This is a genomic window from Gilliamella sp. BG1 (assembly GCF_046635625.1).
Taxonomy (GTDB): Bacteria; Pseudomonadota; Gammaproteobacteria; order Enterobacterales; family Orbaceae; genus Gilliamella; species Gilliamella bombi.
Window position 1 is genome coordinate 1 of record NZ_JBIDFG010000003.1, and the last position, 22,112, is coordinate 22,112.

Below are 22,112 nucleotides of genomic sequence, written 5' to 3' on the forward strand. Positions count from 1 at the left end.
CGATAAGTTAGAAAGGAATTATGCCAGTATGGTATCACTGGCATTTATGTTAATGTGGCTGCCAATGTATTGTTGAGCAATTTATGTACAGCAAAGATCAACAGCCCCTAATTAGTTTATTAATTGTGCTTTCCATTTATTTAGTTTAACGCATTTTTCTTCTAAGTCATGACGCATAACCAGAGTAATATCACTTGTTTATTGGTGATATTCAGATCATAATTAATTTTTTGAAAGGATGGTGAATACTGTTGTTTTATGATTCTTTAGTGTCAAATTATGTTGGGTTAATCAATATAATTTTGTTATTAATCTTATTTTTGTGGTTTCTATCTAAAATTCAGATTTTATATTAATTTACACCATTAATGATATTTGAGTAAATAATTTGTTTTGTTGTTAATTATTTTGTAATAAAAACAAAGTAATTTTATTAATATTTTTTATTGTATCAATAATAATCAATATTATGCGTCTTAATGTTATTTTAGTACATACTGAATTTTTAAGTTTTTTTATTTTTGGTTTAGATAATATTCTAATGAGGACAATGTGAGTTATTTAGATAATGTGAAGATTGTTTTGGTTGAAACATCTCATACAGGCAATATGGGCTCTGCTGCGAGAGCAATGAAAACCATGGGATTAACTAACCTTTGTTTAGTTAATCCGATCATCAAGCCTGATTCTCAATCGATTTCGTTAGCTGCAGGTGCCAGTGATATTATAAAAAATGCACAAATCTTTTCTTCACTTGAACAAGCCATTGCCGATTGTACTTTAGTGATTGGTACTAGTGCGCGTTCTCGTAGTTTACAGTGGCCATATTTAACTCCCAAAAAGTGTGGCGATAAGATTATTCAAGAAGCCTCAAATCTCCATACTCAAGTCGCTTTGGTATTTGGGCGTGAGCGTGTTGGTTTAACTAATGAAGAATTGCAAAAGTGCCATTATCATGTTGGAATTCCAGCTAACCCTAGTTATAGTTCTTTAAATCTTGCTATGTCGGTACAGGTTTTGTGTTATGAAATTCGCATGTCAATGCTCAATCTTGAAGATAAGCAATCAGGGTGGGAAAATGAGAATATGGCTGAAACTGAGTTTCCTATAGATGCTGATATAGAGCGCTTTTACCAGCATTTAGAACAAACTTTATTACAGACAGGCTTTATTAATGCCAATCATCCAGGACAAATTATGGGGCGTTTGCGTCGATTATTTACACGTGCACGTATTGAACAACAGGAACTAAATATTTTGCGTGGCATTTTAACTTCGATTAATAAAATTTTACATTGATGTCAAATAGAAACACCCACAGATTTGTGGGTGCTATTTTAAGGTTGATACTGTTTAATGTAGTATCTTATCTATTAATCAAAATATCAATTCTAAGTATGTTAGCTTTTAGCTTTTTTGCGCCATGTTGTGCCGTTTGCACTATCTTCAAGAACAATATTCATTGCATTTAGTTTGTCACGAGCTTCATCGGCCTGAGACCAATTTTTGCTTGCTCTTGCTTCGTTACGTTGTTTTATTAATGCCTCAACTAATGCCACATCAACATCATCTTGCTTATCACCTTGTAAAAATTTAACAGGATCTTGCTCTAATAATCCAAGTACTGCTGATAAATAACGTAACTCAGCTGCTAATTCATTAGCGAGTTGCATATTATTATCGGCTTTGGCTTTGTTTATTTCACGAGCCAAGTCAAAAAGCGTTGAATAAGCTTCTGGTGTATTAAAGTCATCATCCATAGCGTTACAAAACTGGCAATAATAATTACTATCAGGTGTCGTATGTGGATGATTCGCATCAGTATCTCGCAAGGCTGTATATAGTCGCTCAAGTGCCATTCTTGCTTGTTTTAAATTATCTTCACTATAATTTAACTGACTACGATAATGACCAGATAGTAAAAAATAACGTACTGTTTCAGCATCATAATGCTTTAATACATCGCGAATAGTGAAAAAATTATTGAGTGATTTTGACATTTTTTCTTGGTCGACCATCACCATACCTGAGTGCATCCAATAATTGACATATTGTCCATCATGGGCGCACGTTGATTGGGCAATTTCGTTTTCATGATGCGGAAACATTAAATCTGAACCGCCACCGTGAATATCAAAGTGATTGCCTAATTGATAGCTGTTCATTGCTGAACATTCAATGTGCCAACCAGGGCGACCTTTACCCCATGGTGAATCCCAACTTGGTTCGTTAGGTTTTGACATTTTCCATAATACAAAATCCATTGGGTTTTGTTTAACATCAACAACTTCAACTCGAGCACCAGCTTGTAATTGTTCTAAATTTTGGCGAGATAAAATACCGTAATTCGGATCGCTGTCTACCGAAAACATGACATCACCATTATTGGCAATATATGCATGTTTTTTTTCGAGAAGCTCTTCAACTAATTTGATAATTTGTGGCATATGATGAGTTGCACGAGGCTCTATATCAGGCCGACGAATATTTAGTGCATCAAAATCGGCATACATTTCTTGTAGCATTCTATCTGTAAGTTGATCACAGGTTTCACCATTTTCGAACGCACGTCTAATGATTTTGTCATCAACATCAGTAATATTACGAACATAAGTTAAATCGTAACCTAAAAAACGTAAATAACGTGCGACAACATCGAAAGCAACGAAAGTACGTCCGTGACCAATATGACAAAGATCGTAAATTGTCACTCCACAAACATAGAGTCCAACTTTATTAGGGGTAATTGGTTGAAATATTTCTTTTTCTCGTGTTAATGTATTGAATATTTTTAACATTATAATCTACAGGGTAAAATTGATGGATTTTGTTAGATAATATAACAAAATTCTGGATATGACGAAATTACTTATTAAGAACTTTGTAAGCAAAATTGAGAAAATGCGTATAACAATATAACTGAATTAAATTTGTTGAGTTTGTATAGATGTTTTTAAGGTTGATGATAAGAAATATGATGTACTATAAATACAAACCTTAATCTTATTTAAATTGGCGGTTTACCCGCCAATTTAAATTAAAATAACTTATTGTTTTAAATGGCGATAGATATAAATGAGTATAATCGATCCAAGTACTGAAATTAACAAACTAGGGAAATTAAATCCAGTTACACTACCCCAACCAAAGAAGGTGCTAATATACCCACCCACTAAGGCTCCTGCTATGCCTAATAAAATAGTTTTAAAAACCCCTACACGTCCTAGTGGCATAAAAAACTTTGCAATCCAGCCGGCAATTAATCCTAGAATAACCCAACTTATAATACCCATGATAATTTCCTTCTTTTATTGAAATTAATTTTAGTTTACTCAAATAAATAAAAAAATCTAACAGATGTTGATGCTCAATGTAATAGTTTTAATCAATTGATTAAAAATAATAAATGACGGTAAATTTTTTAATAATCAATGAATAAGGATTTGGTAGGTAAATGCTGTTGGTAATTTGTTATCTTATGATTTTTTTAATTAAAATTAAAGTATTTGACCATGTTTCCAACTCTGGACATATACTTGATGAATATAGGAAGATAACTAAACGTAATTAAAAGGGAGGTTTAATCTCCCTTTATATATTATTGTTCGAAAATTGTTTTATGTAGAATTTTAATAATTGACTCGGCATCATTGCTTTTTGCTAATAAACAAAGATTGTGAGTACTTGCCCCATAACAGCAAAGCCTAATAATAAATTCATCTAATACACCAAACACTTCTTTTGCAATGCCTCTGGTTGAGGTTAGGTTATTACCAATAATAGCAATGAGAGCTAAATCTTCCTCAATATCGACATGACAAACGGTTGATAATTCATCAAATAATTCTTTTGTTAATAAACTGTTTCCGTTGGTATTGGTACCTGTAGTGTCGATGGTTAGTGCAATACTTACTTCTGATGTAGTTACTAAATCAACCGAAATGTTATGCTTAGCTAATATCGTAAACACATTTGCAAGAAAGCCTTGTGCATGTAGCATATTTAAACTGGTTAGTGTTAGTAAGGTTTGTTTACGACGTAACGCCAATGCTCTGAAAACAGGTAATTTAGATGTGATGCTATTAGTGCTATAAACAATAGTTCCTCCATCTTGTGGCGCTTTACTTGAACCAACAAAGACTGGTATATTGCTACGTACAGCTGGGACTAGCGTTGCTGGGTGTAGTACTTTTGCTCCAAACGTTGCCATTTCGGTCGCCTCCGCAAAAGATATTTCATCAATGCGTTTAGCTGCTGGAGTAATGCGAGGGTCGTTAGTATAAATTCCAGCAACATCAGTCCAAATATCAATTTGAGTTGCACCCAATGCTTCACCTAGTAAAGCTGCTGTATAGTCACTTCCACCTCGTCCTAAAGTAGTGGTTTTTCCAGAACTTTCACTGCCAATAAACCCTTGTGTTACAATGACACAACTATTGTCTAGTGACTTTAAATGGGCACAACAAAGCTGTTTAATATCTTCAATTTTAGGTGTTGCTTTACCAAAGTTATTATTGGTGCGCATAACTTTTCGTACGTCAAACCACATGGCTTTTTTCTGTTTTTCTTTTAGTATTTCGACAAACAGTTTTGAAGACATAATTTCACCGTGGCTAACAAGTTCATCGGTTAACGCGGGTGATGTTGCTAAGCTTGCCGCTTCTGACAATGAGGCTATATTGGCAATGATTTGGTCTATTTCAGCACGTAGTTTTGGATTTTCAGGTAATTGTTCTAGAATGTTGTATTGAATCGATTGAATTTTCGCAATATGTTGAGATCTTACTTCAGCGTCACGTCCTTCTGCTAATGCAACTAACAAATTTGTTACACCAGCGGAGGCTGATAATACAACAACCTTTACGTTAGGGTTAGCTATTACAATATTGGCACTATTTACCATTGCTGGATAATCGGCAACACTAGTACCACCAAATTTAGCTATTATAAATGATGTTTCCATGGATTCCTCATATTAAAAATTTTTATTTTTAACAGAGTTAGAGCGGGCATGTTCTATTTACAATTAAAAAGTACAAACCATGAAGCGCTCCACCTGTTAAGGTGACAACCCAAGGGATTCAGCCCTTGCAGTCGATTTAATTACTTCTGGATGGGTAATCAAACCTCGGCATTACGCCCCCTCGATCATTTATTAGTGGTTCCAGTCCCTAAAATGACTTACCTGAGTAATGCGCCTCTTCGTTTTGCAACTTCTGTTACGAAATCAGCACTATATAGGATTAACGATTTTATTAATTGTGTCAATAGGTTAAAAGTTAAAAATTATTTAGTTGTAATATGGCAAAATGGAAAGATCTATAGCTCTCGTTCAAACAATTCAATAATAGTTTGATATAATTTTTTTACTGTACAATCTTTAGTTGGTGTACTAAAGATTGTATCATCACCAGCAATTGAACCTAAAATACCTTCCGATTTACCAATTGAGTCTAGTAATCGAGCAATGAGTTGAGCTGCGCCTGGGCTAGTACGTATCACCACCATTGAGCTATTGAAATCAATATCAATCACTAAGTTTTTTAATGGGCTACTAGTTGTTGGTACGCTTATTTCTGCAGGTAAACAATAGACCATTTCGGATTTTGCATTTCTGGTTCTTACCGCACCAAATTTGGTTAGCATACGTGAAACTTTTGATTGATTAATGTTATCAAATCCTTGTTCTTGTAACGCTTGTACGATTTCTACTTGTGAACTAAACTTCTCTTGACGAAGCATCTCTTTAAATGTTTTTGTGAGATTAGCTTGTTTCATAATGTTCCTTGGCTTCTAATTTGTTACTCTTTACTACTAATAAATGTCGTTATAAGACTCATAATAAAGTCTAATTAAATCAAAATAACTACGACCAATTTTAATGTATCAGTAGCAATTATTATATACATAATTATGCGTTAAATATGCATAAAATTAAAGTGTTGATTTAATAGCATCCTTCGGTCTATAAGATTTCACTATTTGGTCATAGGTTTCAATATAAGGTCCTTCTAGTAGTTGTATACAATAAGGGATACTAGCAAATATGCCACTCACAATAACATTACCTTGATCATCTTTAACACCCTCAAGTGTTTCTTTAATTGATTTTGGTCTACCAGGTAGGTTGATGATTAGACATTTTTTGCGAATAACACCAACTTGCCTAGATAAAATAGCAGTTGGTACAAAATGTAAACTGATCTGACGCATCTGTTCGCCATAACCTGGCATTACACGATCAGCGATTGCTAATGTTGCATCAGGCGTTACGTCTCTAGTCGCAGGGCCTGTGCCACCAGTAGTTAAAATTAAATGGCAATGTTGACTATCAACAAGTTCACATAATGTTTGTTCAATAACAACTTGTTCATCTGGAATAATATGGTTTTCGGTTGTAAATGGTGTTTTCAGTGCTGTTTGCAACCATGATATTAATGATGGTATGCCTTCATCTTGATAAATGCCACTTGATGCTCTATCTGACACTGAAACTAATCCAATCTTAAACATGATACTTATTCCTTAAGCAATAACTTAGACGCAGAATGATAATTAAAGATACGTTATTAGTATTTAATTAATAATATGTGTTTTATTTTAGAAATTATAATTTATTTATATTGATATAAATAAAACTAAAAAGCTCTTTACAATGATTGATTATATTGTCGATTCATTAAACATGATATCATATTATTAAAATAATAATTGATTCACTTAGGATATATTCATGCTATCAATTCCTGCACTTGAGTTAATCTCACTCAAGAAAATCTATAAAAACGGTGTAGAAGCATTAAAAGGTATCGATTTAACTGTACAAGCAGGCGATTTTTATGCTTTGCTGGGACCAAATGGCGCTGGTAAATCAACAACAATAGGTATTATTAGTTCATTAGTGACTAAAACTTGCGGGCAAGTAAAAATCTTTGGTTACGACTTAGATACCGATATTGTAAATGCTAAAAGACAATTAGGGATTGTACCGCAAGAATTCAATTTTAACCAATTTGAAGAAGTGTTACAAATAGTCACTAATCAAGGTGGTTATTATGGATTGCCCCGAAAAATCGCATTAGAGCGAGCCGAAAAATATTTGCGAGTTTTAGATTTGTGGGATAAACGTCATAGTCGAGCTAACATGCTATCAGGTGGAATGAAAAGGCGATTAATGATAGCCAGAGCTCTCGTGCATGAACCTAAATTATTAATTCTTGATGAGCCGACTGCAGGCGTTGATATTGAATTACGCCGTTCTATGTGGGATTTTTTACGTGAAATCAATCGTCAAGGTATCACAATTATTTTAACTACACATTATTTAGAAGAGGCAGAAATGCTCTGTAGAAATATTGGTATTATTCAGAGCGGCAAATTGATAGCAAACTCATCAATGCGTGAGCTATTGGCGAAAAGCCAATCTGAAACAATTGTTATTGATTATGTGGCAACGCCTAAGCCGATTGAGTTAAATGGCTATAATTATTTCGATGTTGAGCCTGGGATGTTGGAAGTGAAAGTAGATAAACAAAATGGATTAAATCAATTATTTGAACAATTAAATAAACAAAATATTAAAGTTATCAGCGTACGAAATAAAGCGAATCGATTAGAAGAGTTATTTGTTGAGCTGTTGCATAGTGATACTAAACAAAAAGGTGGCATTAATGAATAATTTATATTGGATTGCCTTAAAAAGTATTTGGCGTAAAGAAGTGACCCGATTTTTAAGAATTTGGATTCAAACCTTAATTCCACCTGTTATTACCATGTCTCTTTATTTTATTATCTTTGGTAATTTAATTGGCTCTCGTGTTGGCGACATGGGCGGTTTTAGCTATATGGAATTTATTGTTCCAGGCTTAATAATGATGTCAGTAATTACTAATTCCTATACCAATGTTTGTTCATCCTTTTTTAGTGCTAAATTTCAACGTAACATTGAAGAAATATTGGTGGCACCAGTACCAACAAATATTCTTATTCTAGGATATGTCGGTGGTGGTGTGATGCGCGGTATTTTAACGGGTATTTTGGTTACTGTTGTATCGCTATTCTTTGTTCGCTTCGATGTACATTCTTGGTTGTTTGTTATTTTTACATTGCTATTGACCTCAATTTTATTTTCATTAGCTGGTCTACTCAATGCAGTATTTGCCAAGACGTTTGATGATATAAGCATTATTCCAACATTTGTGTTAACACCATTAACTTATCTAGGCGGTGTTTTTTATTCAATTACAATGCTACCAACATTTTGGCAATGGGTATCGAAAATTAATCCCATTGTTTATATGATTAATGGTTTTCGTTATGGATTTTTGGGAGTGTCAGATGTGCCATTATGGATCACATTTTCAATGCTTATTTTATTTGTAACTGTACTTTATGTAATTGCATGGCGACTGATTGATAGTGGACTAGGATTGAGAAGTTAATTAAAGCTAGGAAATAGTAATTATTATTCCGCCGTATTGTATCGGCGGAATAATAATTAGCTACTGTGCACCAGCAACAGCTTCCTTAGCCATCTCAGTGATTTTAGTAAAATCACCTTTTGCTATGGCATCCGTTGGAATAAACCAAGTTCCACCAACACATAGTACATTATTAAGTGCCAAATAATCACGGTAGTTTTTAGGATTCACACCGCCTGTAGGGCAAAACTTCATGTATCCGCAAGGACCAGAAAATGCCTTTAATGCAGCAACTCCGCCATTGATTTCAGCTGGGAAGAATTTTAATGCCGTTAAACCATATTCTTGGGCTTTTAATAATTCAGAAATAGTTGCAATACCAGGAATAACAGGAATAGGGCCTGCAACTGCAGCTTCTAAAATAGCATCGGTAATTCCTGGTGTAATAACAAACTCTACACCAGCTTCAGTAACTTGTTTTAGTTGTTCAACACTAGTTACTGTTCCTGCTCCTACAATTGCTTCAGGAACTTCTTTGCTGATTTTCTTAATTGCTTCAATCGCACAAGCTGTTCTTAACGTTACTTCTAGTACCTTCACTCCACCAGCAATAAGAGCTTTAGCTAGTGGTACAGCATCCTCAATTCGTTCAATAACGATAACCGGAACCACTGGTCCCATAGTTAAAATTTCTTCAGCACTTCGTTTCCATTTTTTCATTTGTTTCTACCCATACCTTATTGATACTATAAAGCAATAATCCCTAATAAATAGGGATTATTTTGTTATTCATAAATACCTAATTTCTTTTCTAAATAATGGATATTTGTGCCACCTTTTTGGAAGCCCTTATCGTTCATAATATCAATATGAAGATCAATATTGGTTTTGATCCCATCAATAACCAGTTCGGCTAACGCATTTTTCATACGTGCTATAGCAACCTCACGTGTTTCACCATAAGCAATTAATTTACCAATCATTGAGTCATAGTAAGGTGGGACACTATAACCAGCATAAATATGTGATTCCCAACGAATGCCAAAGCCACCTGGTGCATGGAAGCGAGTGATTTTCCCTGGTGATGGCATAAACGATTTGGGATCTTCAGCATTAATTCTACATTCAATCGCATGACCTTTAATTTCAATATCACTTTGTTTAATTGAAAGTGGTTTGCCGGCTGCAATTAAAATTTGTTCCCTAATTAGATCAACACCGGTTATCATTTCAGTAACAGGATGTTCTACTTGAATACGGGTATTCATTTCAATGAAATAAAACTCGCCATTTTCAAATAAAAATTCGAATGTGCCAGCTCCTCGGTAGCCAATCTCGATACATGCATTAACGCAACGTTCACCGATGAATTTGCGCATTTTTGGCGTAATACCAATAGCTGGTGCCTCTTCAACAACTTTCTGATGTCGTCTTTGCATTGAGCAGTCTCGTTCACCCAAATACACAGCATTTCCTTGACCATCAGAAAGTACCTGAATTTCAATATGACGTGGATTTTCAAGGAATTTTTCCATGTAAACCATATCATTATTGAAAGCAGTTTTGGCCTCTAACTTGGTCATTTTGATAGATTGTTCAAGATCATTTTCTTCACGAACAATACGCATGCCTCGTCCGCCACCGCCACCAGAAGCTTTAATAATAACAGGATAGCCAATTTGCTTGGCAATTTGTTTATTAATTTCAATATCACTACTTAGAGGGCCATCTGAACCAGGTACACAAGGAACACCTGCTTTTTTCATGGCGTGAATTGCTGATACTTTATCACCCATAAGGCGAATAGTATCCGGTTTAGGACCAACAAAAATAAATCCAGATCGCTCAACTTGTTCAGCAAAATCTGCATTTTCAGATAAGAAACCATAACCTGGATGAATAGCAGCTGCTCCAGTTACTTCCGCAGCTGAAATTAATGCAGGAACGTTAAGGTAACTTTTTACCGAAGCTGCTGAGCCAATACAGACGGTTTCGTCTGCAAGTAATACATGTTTTAAATCTTTATCTGCCGTAGAATGAACGGCGACAGTTTTTATTCCAAGTTCTTTACATGCTCGTAAGATACGTAGAGCTATTTCTCCACGATTCGCAATAAGAATTTTATCAAGCATATTCAATCTCTTAATCGTATTGTCAATAATAAATTCAGATTATTCAATAATGAATAGTGGCTGATCAAATTCAACTGGTTGACCATTTTCAACCAATATGGCTTTTATTGTACCAGCTTTTTCTGACTCAATTTGGTTCATCATTTTCATCGCTTCAACGATGCAAAGCACATCGCCAACATTTACTGTTTGGCCAATTTCAACAAAAGCTTTTGATTCTGGGCTAGGTGTACGATAAAAAGTTCCAACCATTGGGGATTTAATTGTTGTACCATCAGTTACCACATTATCAGTTACAACTTCTGTTTGAACGGTTGGAGCAACTACAACAGGAGCTGGTTGAGGAATTTGAATATTTTGTACTGGCGCAGAATAGTTTGTAGTAGGAGCTGCTCGACTAATTCGAACTGATTCCTCACCTTCAGAAATTTCAAGCTCTGAAATACCTGACTCTTCAACTAATTCAATTAACTTTTTAATTTTGCGTATATCCATGAATTACACCGTGTTTATTTGATATAAGTAACAATTATTTAAATGCATCCTTATTATCGACTAAAGCTGTTTTTTAGTCGGTAATAAAGTTGTAACTCAACATTAACGCTGAAGAATACACTGTAAAACAGATTTTGTCATTATATATCTCCTTTACAATCACTTGTTATACTATTTTCTAGGTATTATTTTATAATTGCGATACAATATCGACCGTTAATTACTATTGAGATTTGCTATGGTTTGAAAGGATTAAATAATACTCCATTTAGCCTTGATAAATTTGAAATATTTATTTTTTGATTCCATGGTGGTTTTTAATACTGAAATATACTTAAACAAGATTAATTCTAGGAAGAGTTTTTATTATGTTCAAAAAAGTTCGTGGCTTGTTTTCAAATGATTTATCAATCGATTTAGGTACAGCGAATACACTTATTTATGTAAAAGGGCAAGGTATAGTATTAAACGAACCTTCTGTTGTAGCGATTCGCCAAGATCACCGCACAGGTACTCCAAAAAGTGTTGCTGCTGTTGGGCATGCTGCGAAACTAATGTTAGGGCGAACACCAGGTAATATAGCAGCCATTAGACCGATGAAAGATGGCGTTATTGCTGATTTTTCTGTTACTGAAAAAATGTTACAGCACTTTATCCGTCAAGTTCATAGCCATAGTTTTTTAAGACCAAGTCCTCGCGTACTTGTTTGTGTTCCTGTAGGTGCTACGCAAGTTGAACGCAGAGCTATCCGAGAGTCAGCCTTAGGCGCAGGGGCTCGTGAAGTGTATTTAATTGAAGAACCAATGGCAGCTGCTATTGGTGCTGATTTACCTGTATCTGCGCCTACTGGTTCAATGGTTGTTGATATTGGTGGTGGAACTACCGAAGTGGCTGTCATTTCGCTAAATGGTGTTGTTTATTCTGCATCTGCTCGTATTGGTGGTGACCGATTTGATGAAGCGATTATTAACTACGTTCGTCGCAATTATGGCGCTTTAATTGGCGAGGCAACTGCCGAAAAAATCAAACATTTTATTGGCAGTGCTTATCCTGGCGATGAAGTTCTTGAAATTGAAGTGCGTGGGCGCAATCTTGCTGAAGGTGTGCCGCGTAGCTTTACTTTAAACTCTAATGAAATTTTAGAAGCATTACAAGAGCCATTAAGCGGTATTGTTAGTGCGGTAAAAGTTGCATTAGAGCAGTGCCCTCCTGAGCTTGCTTCTGATATTTCAGAACATGGTATGGTTTTAACCGGTGGTGGTGCTTTATTACGCAATATTGATAAGTTATTATCAGCTGAAACAGGTATTCATGTAGTAGTAGCTGAAGATCCATTAACGTGCGTTGCCAGAGGTGGCGGCAAGGCGCTAGATATGGTTGATATGCATGGTGGTGATCTATTTAGTGAAGAGTAATTAATAAGTTATTGTTAATTATTTTTATGTTGATAAAACAATAACTAAGCATGAATCTCACATTTTCCCCGCCGACAATCGTGTCGGCGGAGTCATATTTTGAAATAATTAGATCTTGAGCTTTAAACAGGTAAGTGCCGGCAATGAAATTACTTTTTTCTAAACGCTCCCCTCTTAGTGTACAATTATTTACTTCTCTGGCGTTAGCCTTGGTTCTAATTGTATTAGATATCAATTATCGTCCATTTAAAGAAATTCGTTATTATTTAGATACCCTTATTTCTCCTCTATATTATGTTTCAAATGCACCAAAGTCGTCGTTTGATTCTCTCTACGAGATGTCCAAAACACGAGAAACATTAATAAATGAAAATGCAAATTTGCATGCAGATTTATTACAACAAAAAAACGATCTATTGTTACTTGAGCATTTAAAACATGAAAATGATAGACTTCGCGAATTGTTAGGTTCACCTTTAAGGCATGATGAACAAAAGATGGCTGCACAAGTATTGCTTATAGACACTGATCCTTATATCTATCAATTTGTTGTAAATAAAGGTAAACAAGATGGTGTTTATGTTGGGCAACCTGTTGTTGATGAAAAAGGGATTGTAGGGCAAATTTATGAAACAGCCCAATCTACTAGTCGTGCAATTTTATTGTGCGATTATCAACATGCGATACCAGTACAAGTATTAAGAAACGATATTGGTATGGTTGCTGTGGGGAACGGGTGTAGTAATGATTTAACATTAGAATTTATGCCTAATAACGTTGATATAAAAGTCGGTGATATTTTAGTTACTTCAGGGCTTGATGGCCGTTTTCCTGAAGGATATCCGGTAGCCGTAGTTAGTTCAGTAAAACTTGATATTACAGATTCAACCCCAATTATTTCAGCAACACCAACAGCGGATTTGAAGCGTTTACGTTATTTATTGTTATTGTGGGGAAATCAAGGAGTAAAACATGAGGGGTCGTAATCGAATAATAATTATTTGGATAACGCTATTAATAGGCTTATGTTTACAAATCATTCCGTGGTCTCCATCATATAGTATATTTAAACCACATATACTGATCTTAATTTTTGCTTATTGGTTGATAGCGCTTCCTCATCGAGTTGGGATTGGTACTGCATTTGTTTTTGGAACTATAATGGATCTATGTACTGGTTCTATTTTAGGAATCCATGCTTTTATTTATTCATTTATTGCTTATTTATTTGTTTTTAAATTCCAATTGATACGTAATTTAGCGTTATGGCAACAGTCGTTTATCATCTTTGGGATATCTATATGTTATAATTTACTGGTATTTTTATTTCAAGTCTGTATTTATCATACTATAACAATATCGCCATTGATTTTTATATCAAGCTGTATAGATAGTCTATTATGGATTGGTATCTATTTATTTTTACGACTAATAAGACGAAGCTTTGCTATCAATTAAAAGGAAATCTATGTCTGTTGAATTATTAATGAATGTAACGCCATCTGAAACTCGAGTTGCTTATATCGAAGATGGTGTATTGCAAGAAATCCATGTTGATCGTGAGTCTAGACGCGGTATTGTTGGAAATATTTATAAAGGTAAGATCATTCGTATTTTGCCTGGCATGCAAGCCGCTTTTGTAGATATTGGTCTTGATAAAGCTGCCTTTTTGCATGCATCAGATATTATGCCTCATACTGAGTGCGTATCAGATACAGAGCAAGAACAATTTCAAGTAAAAGATATCTCTGAACTTGTTCGCCAAGGACAGGACTTAATGGTACAAGTGGTTAAAGATCCATTGGGAACTAAAGGAGCTAGGCTTACAACCGATATTACTTTGCCATCACGTTATTTGGTATTAATGCCTGGATCAAATTCTGCGCATGTAGCCACATCACAACGCATAGAAAGTGAACAAGAACGTGAAAGGTTAAAAAATATTGTTGAGCAATATGTGACAACAGAAGCTGGCTTTATTGTTAGAACAGCCGCAGAAGGGGCTAGTGCGCATGAGTTAGAACAAGATGCCAATTTTTTAAAACGACTTTGGACTAAAATTCAAGAACGCATGGCTCGCCCAGTAAGTAAGAATCTAGTTTATGGGGAATTGGCATTATCCCAACGAGTATTGCGCGATTTTGTTGGTGATCCAATTGAACGAATTTTAGTAGATTCAAAATTAACTTATGATTTATTGGTTGAATTTACAAAAGAATTTATGCCTGAAGTAACCAATAAACTATCTCTTTATCGTGGTAATATTCCTATTTTCGATCTTTATGATACCGAAAATGAGATTCAAAGAGCATTAGATCGTAAAGTGAAATTAAAGTCTGGTGGGTATTTAATTATTGATCAAACCGAAGCCATGACTACTATTGATATCAATACTGGTGCATTTGTAGGTCATCGAAATTTAGAAGAAACGATTTTTAATACTAATATTGAGGCAACAATAGCAATTGCCCGTCAATTACGTTTGCGTAATTTGGGGGGCATTATTATTATTGATTTTATTGATATGCAAGAAGATTTGCATCGTGAACGGGTGTTACAATCGCTGCATGATTCTTTATCTAAAGATAGAGCTAGAACAACTGTTAATTTATTTTCGAGTTTAGGATTAGTCGAAATGACTCGCAAGCGAACACGTGAAAGTATAGGGCATATTCTGTGTGAAGAATGTCCAGCATGTAAAGGTCGTGGTATGGTCAAATCGGTAGAAACAGTTTGCAACGAAATATTACGTGATATAGTTCGTGTTTATAAAGCGCATCATTCAGAATACTTTTTGGTTTATGCCTCGGCTGCTGTGGCTAATGCTTTAACTAATGATGAGTCCCATGCTTTAGCTGAAGTTGAGGTGTTTGTGGGTAAACGTGTTGAAGTAAAAGTTGAACCACTTTATATTCAAGAACAATATGATGTTGTATTAATGTAGAAGCAATATCTTGTAAAAAAGTTTCAGGTAACTATACGTTTCAGTATAAAAATGATGAAAGTTAAATAATCGTTATGATCAACTAGTTATAATCGATTATCAAAGTACTTCCATTCACAATTAGAATTTAAGGAATTTATGATAGTAACTCAAGTGAGTGAACGACTACTCAACCCAAATAATCTAAACCAACAAGATCTTTCGCATTTGCTTGATATGTTGAGCTCAAGGGAAATTGATTTTGGTGATTTGTATTTTCTATCTGGTTATTATGAAAACTGGTTACTTGAAGATGGTATTATAAAAAATGCCTCATTTCATCGTGACCAAGGAGTTGGTGTTAGAGCCGTTGTTGGCGAAAAAACAGGGTTTGCTTATACTGATCAGCTTTCATTAGCGCGGTTAGAACAAAGTATATTCGCAGCAAATTCAATCACTAAAATACAAACACCTATCAAAGTGACGCCATTTAAATCTGCTCAAACAGTATCTATATACTCGTCAATCAACCCGATCAATTCTTTTTCTAAAGAACAGAAAATTGAATTGTTGCAACAAATTGACCACTTAGCACGCTCAATCGATCCTAGAGTTATTGAAGTTTCAGCCAGTTTGACTGGAAGTTATGAAGATATTTTAATAGCAGCAACTGATGGTACATTAAAAGCTGACATTCGTCCTTTGGTGCGTTTATCCGTTTCAGTTTTGGTTGAAAAAGAGGGTAGACGTGAGCGAGGAAGTAGTGGTGGCGGTGGTCGATTTGGGTATGAATATTTTTTAACAATCAACCCAAAAACATCAGAAAGTTATGCTGACAGCTATGCCCGAGAAGCCGTGCGTCAAGCACTTGTTTCTCTTTCTGCTAAAGCCGCACCAGCAGGAACAATGCCTGTTGTTTTAGGTGCTGGTTGGCCTGGCGTTTTGTTACATGAGGCTGTAGGTCATGGCTTAGAAGGCGATTTTAATCGTAAAAACAGTTCAGTTTTTTCTGGAAAAATTGGTGAACAAGTTACTTCAGAAGTTTGTACTATTGTTGATGATGGCACGATTGAAAATCGCCGTGGCTCACTATCTATTGATGACGAAGGTACTCCAAGTCAAAAAACAGTGCTTATTGAAAATGGTATTTTAAAAGGCTATATGTTTGATAAGATTAACGCAAAATTGATGAATACATGTTCAACTGGTAATGGTCGTCGTGAAGGATATGCATACTTACCTATGCCAAGAATGACCAATACCTATATGTTGGCAGGAAATTCTTCTTTTGACGATATCATTAGTAGCGTCGATTATGGTCTTTATGCACCTAATTTTGCTGGTGGACAAGTAGATATCACCTCTGGTAAGTTTGTGTTTTCAACTTCAGAAGCTTACTTAATTGAAAAGGGAAAAATAACAACTCCAGTTAAAGGTGCCACATTAATCGGTTCAGGTATAGAAACTATGCAGCAAATATCTATGGTAGGTAATGATTTAGCATTAGATTCTGGTGTAGGTGTTTGTGGTAAAGCAGGGCAGAGCGTACCTGTTGGGGTTGGGCAACCCACTTTAAAAGTGGATAATTTAACCGTTGGTGGTACCATTAACCACTAATAATAATACATCAATGGGATTTAAAAATAGATGGAAACAATAATTACACTTTATCATGCGTTTGTTAATTTGGACATTGCAACGCTTTCAAACCCTAATGTGCTATGGACACTATATGGGATGTTGTTTGTCATTATTCTTTTAGAAAATGGCGTTTTACCAGCGGCTTTTTTACCTGGAGACAGTCTATTATTCTTAACTGGTGTGTTAATTAGCCAAAATGTATTCCATTTTGGTTTAATTAATTTTGTTTTAATTGCTGGCGCTGCTTTAGGTACTTGGTTAGGTTATGCTCAAGGACTTTGGCTTGGTAATACTAAGCTTGTCCAAGGTTGGATGGCACATATACCTGAAAAATATCATCATAAATCTGAAGTATTATTCCATAAGTACGGATTACAAGCGCTATTTATTGGGAGATTTATTGCTTTTGTACGTACATTATTACCGATGATGGCTGGATTATCAGGACTACACAGTCGAAAATTCCATATTTATAATATAATCAGTGCTACATTATGGATTTTCTTGATTGTAACATTAGGTTACCTATTTGGATTATCACCAGTTTTCAAAGAGTATGAAAAGCAGATCATGTCTTTATTAATGCTAATACCTGTTTTGTTGTTGGTGTTAGGGTTAATTTTTTCAATTTTTCTCGCTGTTAAGCGCTCTTTAAGCAATAAAAAGCAATCTAAAATTGGATTAAACGATAACAAGAAGTAGAAAGTGAAATTAACCGATAAGCCGGGTTCTGTCGTGGACAATCATTCCTCTAGGCTAATACTCACGCATTAGCTCAAGCAGTCTACCCGGATTCAACGCGGGCCACGCCAATGAATCCCTATTTGACCTTGCTCCGAGTGGAGTTTACCGTGCCACAACTGTTACCAGTTGCGCGGTGTGCTCTTACCACACCCTTTCACCCTTACCTGATCTTATAAAATAAGCCATCGGCGGTTTTCTCTCTGTTGCACTTGTCGTGAATTTTCACTCTCGCAAAAATCCCCCAGGCGTTACCTGGCACTCTGCCCTATGGAGCCCGGACTTTCCTCCCCTTTGTTTATTTCTTTATAAAAACAACAAAGCAGCGATTGTCTGGTTAATTTCGTTAATGAGTATAACCTAAAGCGCAATATTGTCCAGAGATGTCTTTTCTTTAGGAAATAGATGACTGAAATTTAAACATGAGTAAAGTAATGTAATTCCATAGGATTGAAATAACAAATTCTTAGCACATCTTGTTGATGTGCTATAAAACAAGATAATTTATTACCATTTTTTCTGTCGTTGGTTTTCATCATAATTGAACCATGTTACTACCCCTTTAGACATAATAATATCAAGCTTTCCTTCAATAATATTGTATTGCGTTTCGCCAATTAACATATGACTTGTTGAGCTCTTTTTAGTGTATTGATATGTCCACTGTGTTTCGTTGCTATTGATAGCGGTTTTTGTTGTTGGCTCACCAAATAGGGACAAAATCTGAGCTTCAGTTGATGACCCTTCAACAATTTTGCTTACTTTTGCGTTATTAAGCGGTGTGCCTTGCTCAACAAGATTTTTTTGTGTACATGCTGATAAAGCAAGTATAGAACAAAGGATGAGCAGAAATTTTTTAATATTTTTCATGATATAGTTGCCTATTGTGTTAATTTGTAGTTGATATGAAATGTGAATTGATAATAGCATATGTTTTATAACGTTCAAGATAGGGCAACTGAAGGTATAATTAAAAAATTTAATTCGTTAGTGCTGTACTTTTTTAATGTAATCAGATTTTCTTTTCTATACCATTCACTAAATTTTATTTCCATTTTTTAATTTATCTTAGTTTATAACCATAAGTATCTATGTTATTCTTTTCTACCCAATACAAGAGAAAATTTGATAGTTTAATTTGTTTTAGTATTTATTTTAATCGATTTTGAGTGGTAGCATTTAATTAGCTATCAACTAATGAATAAGCTGTTTGGCTTTTATGCCAAATACATACAGATATTAAAGATTTTATAACAATTTATTAATAAACCGAAAAAGATAGTTAGTGTTATTATATAAGCTGCGATATACTTTAACGCTAGTAAAATTTAGTTGCTATGGAATAACCAATGGAAAAACAGTTTCAATTAACAAATAGTAAAGAGATTATTGCTTATTTAGCTCAACAATTCCCAAATTGTTTTACCCTTGAAGGTGAGGCAAAGCCATTAAAGATTGGAATTTTTCAAGATATTATTTCTCGTTTAGATGGTAATGACGAACTTAGTAAAACTAAACTCCGTGCCGCACTGCGCTCATACACAATGAGTTGGCGTTACTTATATAGTATAAAAGAAGGAGCCAATCGTGTTGATTTAGATGGTAATCCTACTGAGGTTATTAGCCAAGAACAGATAGATCATGCGCTACAACAGTTGAAAGAGAGCAAAGAAAAAGCTAAAGAGCGTTTTAAAGAACGTGAAAAAGAAAAACGTAAAGCTACTCGGATGCTTCCTAAAAAAGCTAAAGCTTTAAAAATTGGTGATTTTGTTAAAGTTATAGTAGGTAATAAACCTATAAAAGTACAAGTCATTAATATTGAAAAAGAGCATATTAAGGTAAAGGTTGGTGCAGGTATGGAGTTAACGGTCAAACCTGAACATATTATCAATAAGTAGAGAGTTTGAATGAATAAATTACTCAATGGTATTATTACACTTAGCCTTATTTTGGGTATTTTTAGCCAAAATGTTCAGGCAAAACCGCAAGCTAATGAACAAATACCAGTTCTAAAGCAAGATGATATCCACCAAGTTGTTGCTAAGCGTGTAACGAATTTTTTTACTCAATCACATTATCGTAATTTTTCCTTGGATGGTGCTTTTTCAGCTCAGATTTTTGATCGCTATTTCAAATTATTGGATGGTAGTAAATCCATTTTTATTCAAAGTGATGTTGATGGTTTTCGAAATAGACAAGAGTCTTTAGGTCAAGAATTAATCGATGGTAATTTAAAGACGGCTTATGATATTTACAATCTTTTTTTGAAAAAACGTTATGACCGTTATCAATATGCTCTTGAAGTTTTACAACGGCCTATGGATTTTTCTGCCAATGATGAAATTGATTTTAATCGTGAAGAAATTGCTTGGCCGACTTCAGAAAACGAACTTAATGTTTATTGGGATAAGCGTGTTAAATATGATGAATTGAGTTTATCCTTATCGGGAAAAAATGAAAAAGAGATCCGTAAAGTTTTAAGTAAACGTTACAATCGCGTTTTAAAAACGATAATGCAATCAAATAATGAAGATGCCTTTCAAGTATTTATGAATGCATTTGCCAGAGAAATTGATCCTCACACTAGTTATTTGGCACCACGTAAAAAACGAGATTTTGATTCCGAAATGAGTTTATCATTTGAAGGTATTGGTGCAACATTGAGCCAGCAAGATGACTATACGGTGATTATGTCTTTTGTAACAGGCGGACCTGCTGAAAAGAGTAAGTTACTTACCATCGGGGATAGGATTATTGGAGTAGGTCAAAGTAATTCAGCGATTGAAGATGTTATTGGGTGGCGCTTGGATGATATTGTCGATAAAATTCGTGGACCTAAAGGTACTGTTGTAAGATTGGAAATTTTACCTGCTGGTAATAATAGTAAGGCAAAAGTAATTGAGCTCACTCGTGATAAGATTCATTTTGAAGATAGAGAAGCGAAATTAAATATTATCGATAATCCACGTGGTAAAGTTGGCGTTATTGAAATACCAAGTTTCTATATGGGATTAACGGAAAAAGTTGAAGGACTCTTATCAAAAGCAAATAAAGAAAATTTGCAAGGTTTAGTTATTGATTTACGTGATAATGGCGGTGGTTCGTTAACCGAAGTTATCAATTTAACTGGCTTATTCATTGATACTGGACCAGTTGTTCAAGTACGTGATAATTTACAAAAAGTCATCACTTACAATGATAAGAATAAAGGTATTGAATACACCGGGCCACTTGTTGTTATGATTAATCGTTATAGTGCATCAGCATCAGAAATATTTTCTGCGGCTATGCAAGATTATGGGCGAGCATTAATAGTTGGTGAAACCACTTATGGTAAGGGAACCGTCCAAACTTCTCGTAACATCTCTTATCCAGTTGATGCAAGACTACATCCAAGTTGGCCTGAACTTGGAGGGGCTCAATATACTATTCAGAAGTTTTATCGTATCAATGGCGGTAGCACACAATTAAAAGGCGTTGAGCCAGATATTGAAATGAATAAAGTTAAGTATGTTGATGAAACGGGAGAACGTTTTTTAGATAACGCACTACCGTGGGATAAAATACCATCAGCTGATTATTTGACTCTTGCCAATATTAAGCCATTGTTGCCTGATTTAGAATCACAACATTTAGCCAGAATTTCACATAATCCTGAATTTATGTATATTGATGAAGATATCAAACGATTTAATGATAAAAAAGATCGTCAATATATTGTTTCACTTAATAAGAAAAAACGAGAAGTAGAACAAAAAAATAATGAGGAACGTGATTTAAAAAGAACTAATGCACGTTTAAATAAGGTAGGTTTACCATCAATTACTAAATTAGATGATTTACCAAAAAATTATAAAAAACCTGATCCTTACTTAGATGAATCTATCGAGATACTTCTTGATTTTGCACCTAAGTATCCCAAAATCAAAGGCAATAACTCTATTAAAGAGGTTATTACGTTTGATTTACCAATCGAGAAAGCTAATAAATAATTGGAGATAACATAATGGATTCAAATTTAAAATATGCTTTAATCACAACTATTGCTGTGTTAGCTGTTTTGGCAACATTTGGTTTTATTGTTTGTATGAATTAAAAAGCTTGATTAATTAGTTGGTGATCATTATAGTATGCAACCTGCTTTTGAAAAGCGGGTTCTAATGAGGTGAGGTGTCCGAGTGGTTGAAGGAGCACGCCTGGAAAGTGTGTATACGGCAACGTATCAAGGGTTCGAATCCCTTCCTCACCGCCATATTGAGTCATTAAAAGATGGAACCATTAGTTCATAACGCTATAAAACTAGCTATCTAGATTATTTTAATAGTTCGTAATTTATAGTTGTTAT

At 34.7% G+C, this 22,112-nt stretch carries 21 protein-coding genes, 1 tRNA gene, 1 other RNA gene and 1 riboswitch; of the genes, 13 read left to right on the plus strand and 10 right to left on the minus strand.

All coding sequences use genetic code 11. From position 1 onward, the window contains the following. Positions 1-609 precede the first annotated feature (609 nt). Positions 610-1,299, plus strand: coding sequence for a tRNA (cytosine(32)/uridine(32)-2'-O)-methyltransferase TrmJ (trmJ, locus tag ACGH80_RS01605; RefSeq protein WP_411591840.1), 690 nt, complete (start codon positions 610-612; stop codon positions 1,297-1,299). Positions 1,300-1,400: 101 nt separating this feature from the next. Here trmJ and cysS read toward each other — a convergent pair whose 3' ends face one another. From cysS to mog, 5 genes are all read right to left on the minus strand, one after another. Continuing rightward, positions 1,401-2,798: a cysteine--tRNA ligase gene (gene cysS / locus ACGH80_RS01610; protein ID WP_411630453.1), complete on the minus strand. Its 1,398-nt coding sequence runs from the start codon at positions 2,796-2,798 to the stop codon at positions 1,401-1,403. A gap of 249 nt (positions 2,799-3,047) precedes the next feature. Then, positions 3,048-3,293, minus strand: a complete 246-nt coding sequence (locus tag ACGH80_RS01615) for a GlsB/YeaQ/YmgE family stress response membrane protein (protein WP_065560625.1) — start codon at positions 3,291-3,293, stop codon at positions 3,048-3,050. A 305-nt stretch (positions 3,294-3,598) separates the two neighbouring features. Beyond that, complete coding sequence (lysC, locus tag ACGH80_RS01620; protein WP_085164425.1) at positions 3,599-4,963, minus strand: lysine-sensitive aspartokinase 3; 1,365 nt, start codon at positions 4,961-4,963, stop codon at positions 3,599-3,601. A 74-nt stretch (positions 4,964-5,037) separates the two neighbouring features. Further along, positions 5,038-5,211, minus strand: a riboswitch (Lysine riboswitch). A 108-nt stretch (positions 5,212-5,319) separates the two neighbouring features. Beyond that, positions 5,320-5,778: a transcriptional regulator ArgR gene (gene argR / locus ACGH80_RS01625; RefSeq protein ID WP_034909711.1), complete on the minus strand. Its 459-nt coding sequence runs from the start codon at positions 5,776-5,778 to the stop codon at positions 5,320-5,322. Between the two features lie 156 nt (positions 5,779-5,934). Next, positions 5,935-6,513, minus strand: coding sequence for a molybdopterin adenylyltransferase (gene mog, locus ACGH80_RS01630; protein WP_065589534.1), 579 nt, complete (start codon positions 6,511-6,513; stop codon positions 5,935-5,937). Positions 6,514-6,733: 220 nt separating this feature from the next. Here mog and ACGH80_RS01635 point away from each other — a divergent pair, with 220 nt between their 5' ends. Together ACGH80_RS01635 and ACGH80_RS01640 are read left to right on the plus strand one after the other, a co-directional pair. Next, positions 6,734-7,678 carry an ABC transporter ATP-binding protein gene (locus ACGH80_RS01635; protein WP_065589535.1) on the plus strand — a complete coding sequence of 315 codons (945 nt, stop codon included), beginning with the start codon at positions 6,734-6,736 and terminating at the stop codon, positions 7,676-7,678. Continuing rightward, entirely contained in the window at positions 7,671-8,441 is a 771-nt protein-coding gene (locus ACGH80_RS01640) for an ABC transporter permease (protein ID WP_085164429.1), read from the plus strand. Before ACGH80_RS01635 ends, ACGH80_RS01640 begins: the two co-directional genes overlap by 8 nt. 60 nt (positions 8,442-8,501) lie before the next feature. Here ACGH80_RS01640 and ACGH80_RS01645 read toward each other — a convergent pair whose 3' ends face one another. The 3 genes from ACGH80_RS01645 to accB form a co-directional block, all read right to left on the minus strand. Beyond that, positions 8,502-9,140, minus strand: coding sequence for a bifunctional 4-hydroxy-2-oxoglutarate aldolase/2-dehydro-3-deoxy-phosphogluconate aldolase (locus ACGH80_RS01645; RefSeq protein WP_085164431.1), 639 nt, complete (start codon positions 9,138-9,140; stop codon positions 8,502-8,504). A gap of 65 nt (positions 9,141-9,205) precedes the next feature. Next, positions 9,206-10,552, minus strand: coding sequence for an acetyl-CoA carboxylase biotin carboxylase subunit (accC, locus tag ACGH80_RS01650; RefSeq protein WP_174799493.1), 1,347 nt, complete (start codon positions 10,550-10,552; stop codon positions 9,206-9,208). Between the two features lie 39 nt (positions 10,553-10,591). After that, the gene (gene accB / locus ACGH80_RS01655) at positions 10,592-11,047 is read right to left on the minus strand and encodes an acetyl-CoA carboxylase biotin carboxyl carrier protein (protein ID WP_034909700.1); all 456 of its coding nucleotides are present in this window, start codon (positions 11,045-11,047) and stop codon (positions 10,592-10,594) included. Between the two features lie 368 nt (positions 11,048-11,415). Here accB and ACGH80_RS01660 point away from each other — a divergent pair, with 368 nt between their 5' ends. From ACGH80_RS01660 to ACGH80_RS01685, 6 genes are all read left to right on the plus strand, one after another. Then, positions 11,416-12,462, plus strand: coding sequence for a rod shape-determining protein (locus ACGH80_RS01660; RefSeq protein WP_034909698.1), 1,047 nt, complete (start codon positions 11,416-11,418; stop codon positions 12,460-12,462). A 143-nt stretch (positions 12,463-12,605) separates the two neighbouring features. Then, positions 12,606-13,448 (plus strand): rod shape-determining protein MreC, encoded by an 843-nt coding sequence (gene mreC, locus ACGH80_RS01665; RefSeq protein WP_411630454.1) that lies wholly within the window; start codon positions 12,606-12,608, stop codon positions 13,446-13,448. Next, positions 13,435-13,920 carry a rod shape-determining protein MreD gene (gene mreD, locus ACGH80_RS01670; protein WP_034909696.1) on the plus strand — a complete coding sequence of 162 codons (486 nt, stop codon included), beginning with the start codon at positions 13,435-13,437 and terminating at the stop codon, positions 13,918-13,920. The genes mreC and mreD overlap by 14 nt, the downstream gene beginning before the upstream one ends. A 10-nt stretch (positions 13,921-13,930) precedes the next feature. Further along, positions 13,931-15,406 (plus strand): ribonuclease G, encoded by a 1,476-nt coding sequence (rng, locus tag ACGH80_RS01675; protein ID WP_034909694.1) that lies wholly within the window; start codon positions 13,931-13,933, stop codon positions 15,404-15,406. A gap of 138 nt (positions 15,407-15,544) precedes the next feature. Next, a complete protein-coding gene (gene tldD, locus ACGH80_RS01680) occupies positions 15,545-17,002 on the plus strand; it encodes a metalloprotease TldD (RefSeq protein WP_296300744.1) in 1,458 nt (485 codons plus the stop codon). Between the two features lie 30 nt (positions 17,003-17,032). Then, positions 17,033-17,728 carry a DedA family protein gene (locus ACGH80_RS01685; RefSeq protein WP_174799490.1) on the plus strand — a complete coding sequence of 232 codons (696 nt, stop codon included), beginning with the start codon at positions 17,033-17,035 and terminating at the stop codon, positions 17,726-17,728. Between the two features lies 1 nt (position 17,729). Here the strand turns inward: ACGH80_RS01685 and rnpB are convergent. Further along, positions 17,730-18,112, minus strand: an RNA gene (gene rnpB / locus ACGH80_RS01690) — RNase P RNA component class A. Between the two features lie 162 nt (positions 18,113-18,274). Next, positions 18,275-18,637: an outer membrane protein assembly factor BamE gene (gene bamE, locus ACGH80_RS01695; protein WP_174799489.1), complete on the minus strand. Its 363-nt coding sequence runs from the start codon at positions 18,635-18,637 to the stop codon at positions 18,275-18,277. Between the two features lie 479 nt (positions 18,638-19,116). Here bamE and proQ point away from each other — a divergent pair, with 479 nt between their 5' ends. The 4 genes from proQ (at position 19,117) to ACGH80_RS01715 (ending at position 22,019) form a co-directional block, all read left to right on the plus strand. Continuing rightward, entirely contained in the window at positions 19,117-19,665 is a 549-nt protein-coding gene (gene proQ, locus ACGH80_RS01700; RefSeq protein WP_065589543.1) for an RNA chaperone ProQ, read from the plus strand. A gap of 9 nt (positions 19,666-19,674) precedes the next feature. Beyond that, on the plus strand, positions 19,675-21,759 hold the full coding sequence (prc, locus tag ACGH80_RS01705; RefSeq protein ID WP_174799488.1) for a carboxy terminal-processing peptidase: 2,085 nt from the start codon (positions 19,675-19,677) through the stop codon (positions 21,757-21,759). Positions 21,760-21,773: 14 nt separating this feature from the next. Further along, positions 21,774-21,863 carry a YnhF family membrane protein gene (locus tag ACGH80_RS01710; protein WP_141672672.1) on the plus strand — a complete coding sequence of 30 codons (90 nt, stop codon included), beginning with the start codon at positions 21,774-21,776 and terminating at the stop codon, positions 21,861-21,863. A gap of 68 nt (positions 21,864-21,931) precedes the next feature. Then, positions 21,932-22,019: transfer RNA gene (locus ACGH80_RS01715), tRNA-Ser, on the plus strand. The last annotated feature ends 93 nt before the right edge of the window (positions 22,020-22,112 follow it).